The organism is Lysinibacillus sp. GbtcB16, assembly GCF_019091145.1.
GTDB lineage: Bacteria > Bacillota > Bacilli > Bacillales_A > Planococcaceae > Lysinibacillus > Lysinibacillus fusiformis.
In genome coordinates this window covers 1,997,668-2,010,194 of sequence record NZ_JAGXJV010000001.1, presented here as the reverse complement: position 1 = coordinate 2,010,194, position 12,527 = coordinate 1,997,668, and the positions used below count along the sequence as shown (strand labels likewise).

At 36.8% G+C, this 12,527-nt stretch carries 17 protein-coding genes; 9 read left to right on the top strand and 8 right to left on the bottom strand.

The genetic code is table 11. The annotated features are described in order from the left end of the window. Positions 1–168 precede the first annotated feature (168 nt). The 4 genes from KVT27_RS10220 to KVT27_RS10205 all read right to left on the bottom strand — a co-directional run bounded on the left by KVT27_RS10220 (position 169) and on the right by KVT27_RS10205 (position 4,144). Positions 169–1,569, bottom strand: a complete 1,401-nt coding sequence (locus tag KVT27_RS10220; protein ID WP_254636090.1) for a VanZ family protein — start codon at positions 1,567–1,569, stop codon at positions 169–171. A 258-nt stretch (positions 1,570–1,827) separates the two neighbouring features. Then, entirely contained in the window at positions 1,828–2,499 is a 672-nt protein-coding gene (locus tag KVT27_RS10215) for a DUF554 domain-containing protein (protein WP_008177274.1), read from the bottom strand. A gap of 62 nt (positions 2,500–2,561) precedes the next feature. Further along, positions 2,562–3,380 carry a MerR family transcriptional regulator gene (locus tag KVT27_RS10210; protein ID WP_150907296.1) on the bottom strand — a complete coding sequence of 273 codons (819 nt, stop codon included), beginning with the start codon at positions 3,378–3,380 and terminating at the stop codon, positions 2,562–2,564. A 287-nt stretch (positions 3,381–3,667) separates the two neighbouring features. After that, positions 3,668–4,144, bottom strand: a complete 477-nt coding sequence (locus tag KVT27_RS10205; RefSeq protein ID WP_191967682.1) for a MarR family winged helix-turn-helix transcriptional regulator — start codon at positions 4,142–4,144, stop codon at positions 3,668–3,670. A 118-nt stretch (positions 4,145–4,262) separates the two neighbouring features. Between KVT27_RS10205 and KVT27_RS10200 the strand changes: the two genes are divergently transcribed. Together KVT27_RS10200 and KVT27_RS10195 are read left to right on the top strand one after the other, a co-directional pair. Continuing rightward, entirely contained in the window at positions 4,263–4,667 is a 405-nt protein-coding gene (locus KVT27_RS10200) for an Ohr family peroxiredoxin (protein ID WP_036126482.1), read from the top strand. A 25-nt stretch (positions 4,668–4,692) separates the two neighbouring features. Further along, a complete protein-coding gene (locus KVT27_RS10195) occupies positions 4,693–5,319 on the top strand; it encodes a nitroreductase family protein (protein ID WP_036126480.1) in 627 nt (208 codons plus the stop codon). A gap of 94 nt (positions 5,320–5,413) precedes the next feature. Here KVT27_RS10195 and KVT27_RS10190 read toward each other — a convergent pair whose 3' ends face one another. Continuing rightward, positions 5,414–5,914, bottom strand: coding sequence for an Rrf2 family transcriptional regulator (locus tag KVT27_RS10190; protein ID WP_036126478.1), 501 nt, complete (start codon positions 5,912–5,914; stop codon positions 5,414–5,416). A 324-nt stretch (positions 5,915–6,238) separates the two neighbouring features. Here KVT27_RS10190 and KVT27_RS10185 point away from each other — a divergent pair, with 324 nt between their 5' ends. After that, the gene (locus KVT27_RS10185) at positions 6,239–6,676 is read left to right on the top strand and encodes a carboxymuconolactone decarboxylase family protein (protein WP_036126476.1); all 438 of its coding nucleotides are present in this window, start codon (positions 6,239–6,241) and stop codon (positions 6,674–6,676) included. Positions 6,677–6,690: 14 nt separating this feature from the next. Here the strand turns inward: KVT27_RS10185 and KVT27_RS27070 are convergent, their stop codons facing one another. Further along, on the bottom strand, positions 6,691–6,816 hold the full coding sequence (locus KVT27_RS27070) for a hypothetical protein (protein ID WP_256448890.1): 126 nt from the start codon (positions 6,814–6,816) through the stop codon (positions 6,691–6,693). Between the two features lie 342 nt (positions 6,817–7,158). On the opposite strand from KVT27_RS27070, the gene KVT27_RS10180 reads away from it, so the two are divergent. From KVT27_RS10180 to KVT27_RS10160, 5 genes are all read left to right on the top strand, one after another. Continuing rightward, positions 7,159–7,380, top strand: coding sequence for a transcriptional regulator (locus tag KVT27_RS10180; protein ID WP_036126472.1), 222 nt, complete (start codon positions 7,159–7,161; stop codon positions 7,378–7,380). Continuing rightward, the gene (locus KVT27_RS10175; protein WP_036126469.1) at positions 7,377–8,636 is read left to right on the top strand and encodes a Y-family DNA polymerase; all 1,260 of its coding nucleotides are present in this window, start codon (positions 7,377–7,379) and stop codon (positions 8,634–8,636) included. Before KVT27_RS10180 ends, KVT27_RS10175 begins: the two co-directional genes overlap by 4 nt. Positions 8,637–8,646: 10 nt before the next feature. Beyond that, the gene (locus KVT27_RS10170; protein WP_036126466.1) at positions 8,647–8,985 is read left to right on the top strand and encodes a YolD-like family protein; all 339 of its coding nucleotides are present in this window, start codon (positions 8,647–8,649) and stop codon (positions 8,983–8,985) included. Continuing rightward, positions 8,978–9,319 (top strand): YhjD family protein, encoded by a 342-nt coding sequence (locus KVT27_RS10165; protein WP_008177296.1) that lies wholly within the window; start codon positions 8,978–8,980, stop codon positions 9,317–9,319. The genes KVT27_RS10170 and KVT27_RS10165 overlap by 8 nt, the downstream gene beginning before the upstream one ends. Positions 9,320–9,383: 64 nt before the next feature. Beyond that, complete coding sequence (locus KVT27_RS10160) at positions 9,384–9,857, top strand: GNAT family N-acetyltransferase (protein WP_217581251.1); 474 nt, start codon at positions 9,384–9,386, stop codon at positions 9,855–9,857. A gap of 69 nt (positions 9,858–9,926) precedes the next feature. On the opposite strand, the gene KVT27_RS10155 is transcribed toward KVT27_RS10160, so the two are convergent. Next, positions 9,927–10,874 (bottom strand): helix-turn-helix transcriptional regulator, encoded by a 948-nt coding sequence (locus tag KVT27_RS10155; protein WP_036126463.1) that lies wholly within the window; start codon positions 10,872–10,874, stop codon positions 9,927–9,929. 203 nt (positions 10,875–11,077) lie between these two features. Between KVT27_RS10155 and KVT27_RS10150 the strand changes: the two genes are divergently transcribed. Continuing rightward, complete coding sequence (locus KVT27_RS10150) at positions 11,078–12,160, top strand: DNA alkylation repair protein (RefSeq protein ID WP_150907300.1); 1,083 nt, start codon at positions 11,078–11,080, stop codon at positions 12,158–12,160. A 109-nt stretch (positions 12,161–12,269) separates the two neighbouring features. Here KVT27_RS10150 and KVT27_RS10145 read toward each other — a convergent pair whose 3' ends face one another. Continuing rightward, the gene (locus KVT27_RS10145) at positions 12,270–12,470 is read right to left on the bottom strand and encodes a hypothetical protein (protein WP_036126461.1); all 201 of its coding nucleotides are present in this window, start codon (positions 12,468–12,470) and stop codon (positions 12,270–12,272) included. Positions 12,471–12,527 lie beyond the last annotated feature (57 nt).

The window sequence follows — 12,527 nt, the reverse complement described above, 5'->3', positions numbered from 1 at the left end:
TATTAGGTAAAAAAATAATAGTAGAAAAATAGGGAAGCAGTCTACTTTTTTTAGGGGGTAGGGGGATAGTTCATTCAAAAAGGGGAGCCCCTTACAGTCGAAAATAAAAGAGCCCAGTTGCTCTATTAATGGGAGCCTGGGCTTTGCTTAAGTATTTTGAACGAGCTGTCACTTTCTTGCCTGAATTAAAGTAAACCAATCGTTGTCGTTGAACTTGCCAGAAACATTGTATATGGGCTGATAGAAGCCTTTTGTATCATACATATACGATAGCTCAATCGATTCAATCTCAATTTGGTCTCCTTTTTTTATAATTAGGTCTTCCTCCTGTACGAGTGCGTTATACTTTATTTGAGGGAAATCGCCATCCTTTATTCGTTCATATATTTCTGCAGGAGACAGTATGTTTACCTCTCGAATAAATTGATTTTCATGAAGACTGTAGGTTAATGAATAAATGTGACCATCCGGTTTCAGGCCAAGACTGACATCTCCAGTCCAGTAATCTTTAGTTACATCAGGACGGTCTGGTAAGGTCCATTCAAATTCACCATTCTCCTGTACAGTTAATTCTGCATCTTGAGGTAGTATAGAAAGTTCATCCATCAATGACTTCGCCTTTTCTTCTTGCTCTACAGCTGAAGTTTGCTCCGGTGTATAATTATTCTCGGTTAACCACCATTGTCCCTCTGAATGATTGGTAACCAATGTATACGCGATCCCATTTCGATCTTCCACTAGCGTTTCGTCATTGTCCTTGGCATCAGATGCATTCATCTCTGATAATCCTAGTTTCTGTTGTAATAGGTCTTTTACGTCACCTTCTTGAATGATTTTCTTATAGACAGGAGCAACAATGGGTGCTGCGCTTAATTCCAATGATGTGGATACATGAACCTCTGACATTTTTGATTTTGTATATGCGTTTATTGCTAGATGACCAAACTCCTGTTGGGCGTAGACCATGTTCATAACGATAAAGATTAAGCCCATCAATAGAGGTATGGCAAGATTTCCAATCAGAGTTTTCATCTTTACCTTTTTGTTATGGGCAATAGAAGCGACAAGTTTGTATAATTGGTAGCCAATAATACCGCCAAGTGAGTTATTGATTAAATCATCAAGCTCAAAAATCCCTGCTCCTGAAAGTGCCTGATACGTTTCGATGGAGGCTGTTGCACCTACAACTACTAGAAGAAGCCACTTAAACTCTTTACATTTAGCCATAAGTAAAGGTAGAAATATTCCTAATGGCACAAACATTAATATATTAAATAGACAATTTTGAAGATCACGTAAAGAGTATTTTTTCCACGCGTCTATATAACCACTGAATGGCTGAAGGTTCAACTGCATGAAATGTGAAGTGCCACGACCAATCACTGTTAGCTCCAAAACAAAGACAATATATCCGATAAAAATTGCGCCAAGCAGAAGCTTCTTTACAGGAATTTGTTTTTGTTGATCGGATCGCCGTCTTTGATAATAAAAGAAATAAAGTCCAATCAGTAAAAATTCAAGGCCAATAATTATGATGACGGGCAGCATCAAAATTTTGATGTTGCTCATGATTTCAGTAATTCCCAAGGTGTGATGCTCCTTTTTCTGATGATGATTTTCAAATGCTATATGCCAGATGAGAGAATTCTCAGTAATGTCGACCTTCATTATTGTAAATGGAAATTATTAATAATTAGAGAGAATATTTATGAAGATTTCTTAAGAAAAGGGAAAGCCCAAGCACGTAATTATTTTGTGCTTGGGCAGTTAACTTGTTCGTATAATTAGACAATAAATTGGATTGTTCATGAGGATTTAGATCACTCTTTAATGTATAAATAAAAATACAATAATAGGGATTATTAATGAGGGCAGAAGATTTAAGGTATTGCATTTTTTTATGCCTAAAATACTTAAACCGGATGCTAATATCAATATACCTCCTATAATCGTCAATTCATTTAGAAGATCATTATTGATGGAATTCTCCATTAAACTAGCTATTAAATAAATGGAACCTTGCCATAGAAATAATACAATACCTGCAACAGCTATCCCAATACCAAATGTAGTGGCTAAAACAATCGAAGTAATTCCATCCAATATGCCGTTCGTGAGCAGATATGTATAATCTTGCTTTAATGCAGCCTCTATAGGACCTAATATAGATAATGACCCAATACAAAATAATAAAATCGCAGTCGATAATCCTTCAGCTAAATTCCCCTTAGAGTATTTATTCACTAAAGCATTAAATTTCGATTCTAAATTAAGTTTTTGACCTAATAATCCGCCTATAGCTAGACTGACAATAAAAAGTACCGGATATTTACTGGAAGGTAAATGTTGAACTAGAGCATTTATTCCTAATCCCATCGCTGCTAATCCCATGGCCTGCATGAGGATTTGATGGTATTCATCTTTTATCCCATTTTTAAAAATACTTCCAATGATGCTTCCGACTATAATCATCATTGTATTAAATATCGTTCCTAGCATAATTCATTCTCCTTAAAAAATTGTCCTTACGTAAAAAAATAAACCCTCCGGTAAGGGGAGGGTCAATACTTTATTGGTATTTGTATTTCTGTCAAATAATCTTCTTTACTCCCTGAAATGTAATGGTCAATTATGGTTCTTTCAATGGAATCTCCAATCACTTGGAAACCTTGATCTTTAATAAAATTCAGTAAGGATTTATAATGTGCGGGAGAATGATTATGATTGCCATTAAAATAAATACAGGCATATTTTCCTTCAGGAAGCGAGGCCAATAAAGGACTTTGACTATCCTCCTCCTCGACTAAAATAAATATCGAATTGTATTCATGAAACTGGTTATTTAATAGATGGCGAATACTTACGGTTAGGCCAACACCTCCAATAAATATAGAAGAATTCATATTCGACAAATTTTCTAATTGCCGCAGAGAAACTTCCAGTTGAGGCTCGGAACTGATTTTTTCCATTAATCGCACGATTCTTCGCTCTTGTTTTTCCATGATGAATGGGACTCCCAATGCCTTTATCTCTCGTGCCATTTTAATATCCTTAATTCGATCTTGGAACCTGCGATTAATTCGTGCCAGTTCGTGAATCTTTTCTTCGGTTAATCGTTTCTGTTCCTCTAAGAGATGCAAAAAGTCGTCGATATCCCTGTGCTCTAAGTGTCCTTTAATTTCCTTTAATGAAAAACCTAATTCCTTCAAATAATTTATAGTATTTAATTGCTCAAATTGTTCTGTTGAATAGTATCTATAGCCGTTGTTTTTATCCGTATGCATAGGCTTTAATAAATCAATTTCATCATAATATCGAAGGGTTTTTATAGTTGTTTTATGGAGCTTAGCCATTTCTCCAATTGAAAATCTATTCTTCATGTATATCTTCCTTTAAAAAACGTCCTATTATCATTATAGTACTTGATTTTGTCCATGAGCCCAATAAAAATTAGGTATTTTACGAGAGCAGCGATAAGCTGACAAAAAAGAAGCCAGTATTTCGGCAAATTAAGAGCTGGGACATACGTGAATGTATTTTACAAATTGCCCATAGATGTTTAAAAGAACCGTAGTTGGATGAGATGCTGTGTCCAATTACGGTTCTATCTGTTACTGGTATAAAATGATTGTCACTAGCATGAATCAAAAGTTTTAGGTGATACTATTCAATGCTTATTTTTTTCTTTCATGTTCCAATCATTGTGTATGATGTCTTGTAGAACATTTTTTAGTTGTATAAATTGCTGCTCTGAAATATTCGATTGTTGCATGACTTGACGCGATACCTCAGGTAGCTTGCGACGAACATCATTGCCTGCCTCTGTTAAATAGATTTGCATTTGTCGTTCATCATCTTTGGATCGCTCACGACAAATATAACCCTTTACCTCTAATTTTTTCAGCAATGGTGTTAAGGTACCTGAATCCAAAAATAAGCGTTGTCCTAATTCTTTCACCGTTATTTGTTCGTTTTCCTCCAACGCTAAAATGGTGATATAGCCTGTATAAGTTAAATCATATGGCTTCAATAATGATGTATAGTGTTTAATGATTTCCTTGGATGTGGCATACAAAAGAAAGCATAGTTGATTATCTAAATGATTAGGCATAAAAATCCCCTCTTTATGTTCTTCTATTAACATTTATATTAAAAATAAAGTTCCTACTTGTCAAACGCAATTAAATTGTGTACAATTCAATTTGTAAAAATTAAATTGTGTACAATTTAAAATAAAGGATACAGAAAAGGAGTTTTCGCTTATGAAAGAATTATACTCAACGACTATGATTAATGAGGGTGGCCGTAGTGGCACATCCTATGCAGAGGATCAATCCCTATCTTTAAAAATTGCACCACCAGGCTCAAAATTGGATAATGTGACAAACCCAGAGCAATTATTTGCTGCGGGGTATAGTGCCTGCTTTAATAGTGCGTTAGATTTGATTAAGCGCCAAAAAAAGCTTAAACATGCATCAACGATTCAAGTTACCGTTAAGTTAATGGAGCAAGCTACTTTTGATTATGTACTTGCGGTGAATATCGAAGGACATATTGAAGGAGTAACGCTGGAAGAGGCACAGCAATTATTAGAGCTAACACACACAGTTTGTCCTTATTCAAAAGCGACAATGGGAAATATTGATGTAACAATTAAAGCAGTTTAAATTTTTTGAAAAAGAGGGGAATTATATGTTATCAACTTCAACATTAAAACAAATTATGCAGGAACGTAAATCTGTTCGTAAATATAATGCGAATACTAAAATATCTCGTGAAACCATTATGCAGCTACTACAAGACGCTATTTCAGCGCCTTCTTCGAGCAATATGCAGCCATGGCGATTTATTGTCATTGATGATAAGGAAATCCAAAAGAATATTAATTTCTTTTCATTTAATCAAGAGCAGATCGAAACAGCCTCTGCTATTATTGCTGTCATTGGAGATATTGAGATGTATGTAAACGCTGAGGAAATCTATGCAAAGAATGTGGAGTTAGGCTATATGCCAGAAGAGATTGCGAAAAAACTGGCACAGGACGCATTAACAATGTATGGATCAGCTTCGACAAAAACATTAGAGAATATCGTCCATTTTGATGCTGGCCTAGTAACGATGCAAATTATGTTATTAGCGAAAGAAATGGGTTATGATACAGTTCCAATGGGTGGGTTTGATAAAGCTAAGTTTGCGGAGTACATGGAATTACCTGCAAATGAAATACCTATTTTATTATTAGCAATTGGTGAAGCGGCGGCACCTGCTTACGGTTCTTCACGTCTTCCAATTGATCGCCTTGTAAGGTTTAATCAATAATTTTTAGGCAGTTCGCTCATTGCGGGATGAATAAAAAAACAAAGCACAGTCGCTAAGAGGCTGTGCTTTGTTTTGGTATTGGTGCTTTTTCGATTTAATTATTTTTCTTGTGGAAGAATTCTTTTGCCATTGCTATACGTTCACTTGGCAACGTACGATTAAGCTCTTCCTCTAACCAGGCAATTGTTTTACCTCGTAAATAGTTCCGCATTTGCTCTTCAGCTTCTAACATCACTATATTAATGGTGCAATTTGAGGTACCTGATGCACAGGAATCACAATTTTCAGTTTGGTTGGCAAAATTTGCTTTGATGTTCTTACATTGAAATATGGGACTTTCACCCTCTACAGCTTTTACAACGTCCCAAAAAGAAATATCTTCAGGCTTTTTACTAAGCTTATATCCTCCTTTAACACCAGATACTGAACTGACAATCCCGGCTTTAGATAGCTTACCTAATACTTTTGATAAATAGGTTTCTGATAGCCCTTGAAATTCTGATAAATCCTTGATTCCAATACTTTCCTCTGGTGGTACATCTATTAAATAGACAAGGCTGTGTAATGCGTACTCTACCATGACACTATATTTCATTTATTCACCTACTTCTAATCCCTTTAGAAAACTTACATGTATCTTGTATATTATCATACCTCATAAATACTTCATCTAAATTAAATCAAATCAATTTGACAAAAATTAAAAACAGGCATATATTAAAGACAAATATAATCAATGATTAAGTTAATCGACGATTATATTTGTCTGTAATTTTGTATGGGGGAGGCAGTATGATCATTTAATCGGAACAAATGGTTTTCAAATTCATCATGCCTAAGGAAGAGCATGATGAAATAAGAATGAATTTTACTAAACTATCATCAATCAAGGAATTTAATTGAATCGGAGGAATGTAACGTGGAACAACGTATAGATTATTATAATATTGCACCTGATGCCATGCAGATCATGATGGAAATGGAGAAATACACGAAAAAGAATGGTATCGATAGAAAGCTCCGTGAGCTCATTAAAATCCGTGCTTCACAAATAAATGGATGTGCCTTCTGTCTGAATATGCATACCGCTGATGCAAAAAAAATGGGGGAGACTGAACAGCGTCTATTCTGTATAAGTGCTTGGAGAGAATGTACATTCTATTCAGAAGAAGAAAAGGTCGCTTTAGAGTTAACCGAACACATTACTTTAGTGTCTGAAATGCGTGTACCTGATGATTTATATAAACGAGTTCGTAATTATTATACAGAGAAAGAATATGTAGATTTAGTAATTCTAATTAACCAAATCAACAGCTGGAATAGAATCTCGATTGCTATGGGCAACTTCGCAGAATAATTTAAAGGATTTGTTCAAAATGAATCAATAGTAGGTAGAAATGTTGGTACCAGCATTTCTACTTTTTTATTTAATTGAAAATTAGCCTTCACGATATGATCTAATGAATGGATGGATGGTCCATTCTTTTTCCACGTCACATGTTTGTGTTGAGCAAATGGTGAACTCCAGTGCCGTTTCATCTCCACGTTACTATCGCTTCTTTTATTCCATGTTATTTGCTGTAATTTCACCTTTAATCCCTGTATCATCTTACAAACTAAAATGAATGTTAAAATTTTAGTTTTCCATTTTTTTGTTTCCAAAAATTTAATCTTGCCAAAAAGCAAACGTTTGTTCTAATATGTATACAAACAAGTGTTCTTACGTATGATAAGTGAAGGGAAATCTATTCGTAAATTTGTTACTAAAAGGCACAGGTGTAGGAATGGAAATGAAAGGTACATCAAATCAAATTTTGAGAGATAGTGGAGGAAACTACGATGAGAGAGCAATTGATTAAAGCTATGCAACGCAATCAATTAGTGGACATTATGTATATAGCCAAAAATGGTTCCGTAACAAAAAGACGTGTAAGAGTCATTAAAATTGTTGGCGATTCATTTCAAGCATTTTGTTTTACGAGGCAAGCAAAGCGTTCCTTTATCACCAAAAATGTTCTCGCGGTTACTCCTGTTTTCCGAAAAGAGCGTGAGGTTGTATGAACTATGAGGAAATGCCAAATAGACCTATTATGTGTATAGATATGAAGTGCTTTTATGCCAGCTGTATCGCCATGCTACATGGAATCGATATTTTAGAAACACCTGTCGCTGTAGTAGCCAATTTCGATCAACCAGGCAGTGTAGTCCTTGCTGCCTCACCATTGATGAAGGAAAAATATAAAATCAAGACCGGCAGTAGACGTTACGAAATTCCGAAACATCCCGATATCCAATTATTTGAACCTAAAATGTCCTTTTTTATACAGATGTCCATGACGATTACTAAGCTCATCGCTAATTATGTTCCTGTAGACGCCATACATGTTTACAGTGTAGATGAAAGCTTTGTCGATTTAACAGGTACTGAAAAGCTTTGGGGATCCCCTGAACAAGCGGCTCGAGAAATACAGGCCGCTATTTTGGATCAATATAATGTACCAAGCGCTGTTGGCTTAGGTCCCAATATGCTAATGGCTAAATTGGCATTGGACCTTGAAGCAAAGAAAACGGGTTTTGCTCAATGGACGTATGATGATATACCGAAAAAGCTTTGGCCAGTCAGACCCTTGTCCGAAATGTGGGGAATCGGCAAACAGATGGAAGCCAACCTAAATAAGTTGGGGATTCAAACAGTTGGTGGGTTGGCCAATGCAAATTTGAATGATTTAGAAGAGCAATTTGGTGTGATGGGCAATCAGCTATATCATCATGCATGGGGAATCGATCTATCAAAGCTAGGGGAACCGTTAATTACGAATGGAGCATTAAGTTTTGGAAAGGGTCAAATGTTAATGAGAGATTATCATACACGAAAAGATCTATCAGTAGTGCTATTAGAAATGTGTGAGGATGTCATGAAGCGGGCGAGAGATGCTGGTTTTGTTGGTCGTACAATTAGCTTGGGTCTTTCATATAGTCGGAATGCGATGACCAAAGGGTTTCATCGATCTAGAACGATTGATACACCAACAAATGAAACACTTGTCATGTATAAAACGTGTATAGAATTGCTGGATGAACACTTTGCGGGAGAGCCGGCAAGGCAGTTATCGGTAAGGATATCTAATCTTGAGAGAGAGCATAGTATCCAATTGGATTTATTTGATGAAAGAAAACCACAACGGCAGCTCATCGGACCTACAATGGATGCCATACGCAACAGGTTTGGAGCAACAGCGTTATTACGAGCAGTTTCGTTTACTGGGGCAGGGACAGCCATCAAGCGTGATCGCTTAGTTGGTGGTCATTTGGCATAGGAGTGATTGGATGATAAAAGACAGAGGTAATATAAAATGGGCATCTATGATGATGCCGGAACATTTGGACCTGCTAAGGGAATGCAAAGAAGTCTATACAGCGCAACCAAGAGAGCTGACAGAATGGGAACTGGAAGAGTTACAGCAAACCATCGATATAGCCTATCATCAGCAGCAAGATGTTCAATTAAATGTTTGGAACGATGGAAAAATCATGCATTGGACGGGAATCATTCATGCCATTAACCTATCTACAAACGAACTGTTACTTGAAACACTACTGACAACGAGACGTGTTCCAATCCAGCATATTCAATCAGCTCAACTAGAAGCTGATTATTATGATTAAAGCGGAACAACGCCAGCTATTACACAAGTATTTATTGTTGGAATTAGCTGTAAAATCGGTACAGCATGATTACCGATTTGCTGAACAATTTAAAATGAAAATCGCGTTTGTACCTTTAATGGATGCATTATTAAAAGATTTACGCCAAGAATATTTTGATCTCAAAAGGCAGCTTAACCAGCAACATATACGAGTGGTAGGCTGGCATCGTGTGGACGAATATTTTAGTGATGTCCAAATTGCAACGGCAGGTAATGATGTAGTCCTCCGCTATGCTAACCAGGCATTGAAAACACAGGTGGAAAAGCTCGTCATTCGTTATCTCGATAAATGATTGGTTTTCAAAATGAGTCATAAGTTACAATATACCAAAAGGGATATTTTTGGGGAGGATAACTGTGAGCATTTCTATTTGTATAGCTACTAGCAATGATTATTATGCCGTGAATAGCCTTGTGGGAGAAGGGCACGAAGAGCATGTTATGGAAGAACCAGCCATTTTTAAAAGCGTTGAATCGGTTATGCCTGAATCTTATTTTAAAGACTTACTTGAAGATCAAAACAGTCATATTTTTATCGCCAAGAACGATGAATTAGTTGTAGGATTTGCAATAATTAGCATTGAACATTCGCCTTCATTTCAATCTTTAGTACGACGTAAATATGGCTATATTCATGATTTTGGTGTGAGAAAGGCTCTACAAAAGCAAGGTGTTGGAGGATTATTATTTACAGGTTGTAAGGAATGGGCAAAAGCAAGGGGAGCCACATCTATAGAATTAAATGTTTGGGAGTTTAATGCCAACGCCATTGCATTTTATGAGCATCTAGGAATGAAGGGGATAAGTAGAAAAATGAGCATGAATATTTGAAGCTACGGCAAAAAAGATAAAACCAGGTGCTCAACTTGACGGGGTGCAGTTCAACTGAGAATCTGGTTTTTATTCTTCATTGTATTGCTTCATCAGTTCCTGTAGCTTACTTTTAATTTGTTCCCGTACGATTGGGGGATGTTTGACATTGGCCTCCATGCCTAAGCCGAGAAAAAAATGGACTAACCATGGTGTAAAGGAAGAGTTCACCTTTGCGAATATCTTCCCGTATCCATTTTCACGAAGCTCCATCCACTGAGATAACCATAGTTCTGATTGACAACGTCTTACTCCTTCTGGTGTTAACTCTACCTCAAGATCTAACATATGTTCTTCATCCGCTGGCACGATCCATGACTTGATGTGCTCATTTGTCATGTCCAATTTCAGGCTTTGATCTTCAGCTAAAGAAAAATCTTTCACCCGATCTATGCGAAAAACTCGATAATCCTCAGCTAGGAAGCAATAAGCCTGGCAGTACCATAGCCCGTTCATCGTATAGATTCCAAGAGGTTGAATCGTTCTATTTTTAGTCGTGGCCGCTTCATACAAGATGGTGACAACCTGCTGTTCAAGTGCAGCCTCCAGTAATTCCTTTAAAAAGGGCACTTCTAATTCATGAGGAGGTACCCAAAATAAAAGACGTTGCTGCATATTTTCAATCTTTTGCTTGAGTTCACCTGATAAATAGTAGAAAAATTTATCCAATGCAGTATTTACTTCATTTTTGAAGGGGAGAGCTTTGTAATTATGTAATGATTGGCAGGCAAAGAATAATGCAATTGCCTCATGTTCGGTAAAGCTGATAGGTGGTAGCACTTTTTCACGCAAAACACGATAGCCACCATTAGGCCCAGCTTCGGAATAAAGCGGTACACCTAGTTCACTCAGTTCCATTAAATCACGAATCATTGTTCGGCGTGAAACACCACATTCATCAGCCATCTCCTGAATGGTAAACTTTTTACGTTCATTGACCTTCATCATGAGCTGAATAAGTCTTTGCGCCTTGTGCATCCAAGCTCCTCCTTACAAACAAAATTAATAGTGACAGTAGTTGTCACTATTATCCCGTATAGTAAAACTTGAAGTCAATGTTTATGAATTTTTAATAAAAAGTACATTGACCACCTCATGAAGAGCATAAAAGGAGAAAAAAATGGCACAAGACAAACACAACTTTGAAGTGGAAGTTATGTTAACGAAAAGGGGGATGGATCATGGCTGACACATTTGAGGGTAAATATACAACAGATTTTTTTCATCAATTTATCAATATCGTACAGGCTGAATACCCTGCCTTTGATTCACATAAGTTCATGAATTTAATCCATGATGACGATTGGGAAATGAAAAAATTTAAACAGCGTATTAGGCATATCAGTACTTCTTTACGGACGACTTTGCCGACATCCTACTGTGAGGCATTATCAATATTGATAAAAATTGCACCTACATGTAAGGGAGTGGAATATTTATTTTTGCCTGATTTTGTAGAAGTATATGGACTAGATGATTGGCAGGCTTCCATTCATGGATTAGAGGTGTTAACGGAATTCTCCAGCGCAGAGTTTGCTGTTCGGCCTTTTATTTTAAAAGATCCTCAGAAGATGATGGATCAAATGTTAAAGTGGGCGAACCATGCTAATCCTCATATTAGACGATTAGCTAGTGAGGGGTGTCGCCCTAGGTTACCTTGGGCATCGGCATTGGGAATATACAAATTGGACCCGTCACCAATCTTACCGATATTGAACCTGCTCAAACAGGATCCATCTGTCTATGTACAGAAAAGTGTCGCTAATAATTTAAATGATATTGCCAAGGATCATCCCGAACTAGTGAAACGACTTGCTCGTGAATGGCACGGAGAGAGCTCAATCACAGATTGGATTATTAAGCATGGATGTCGAGGTTTATTGCGAAAAGGAGATGCTGAGGTGCTTTTCTTGTTCGGCTTTGACAACTCTCCAGATGTAACAATCCATGAGTTAGCGCTAGGAAAAGTTAGGTTGGCGATTGGACAAACCCTTGATTTTGCATTTACGATTCAAACTACTTCTACAGCACCACAGAAGCTTCGAATCGAATATGCGATAGATTTTGTTAAAGCAAATGGAGCGACCTCAAGAAAGCTATTCAAAATAACGGAACGCACCTTCGAAAAAGAGAGTCACCGATACACACGGAATCACCATTTTAAAGATTTAACAACCCGAAAGCATTATCCAGGTCAACATAAGCTAGCGGTAATAATAAATGGAAAAGAGCTAGCTACAACAGAATTTTGCGTTGAACGCTAAGCATACAGGTTGGATGAGCGATTTTAATGAAAGTACTGGAGAGAAATATAGGGGCTAATAAACCATTTAAGGGTCACTGAGATGGGAGTGACCCTATTTTAACTAGGGATTATTTAAAAAATTGTGGCTTTTCCACCTTAATGGAGGCTACTTCTCCACAGACTTTACAAAAGTTAAAAATAAACGGGGAGCCAACTGAAAAGACAGAATCAATAGGCCTAACATTGCCTTGATTAAAATCGCCACCAACTTGTCCAATCGTAAAAGAATCACTACCACAGGACTTGCAAACTAACTTTTTATCTTCCACGCCATCACCTCGTTATGTAATATATGTAAATTGTATCATAAAAAGGAGAATGTGACA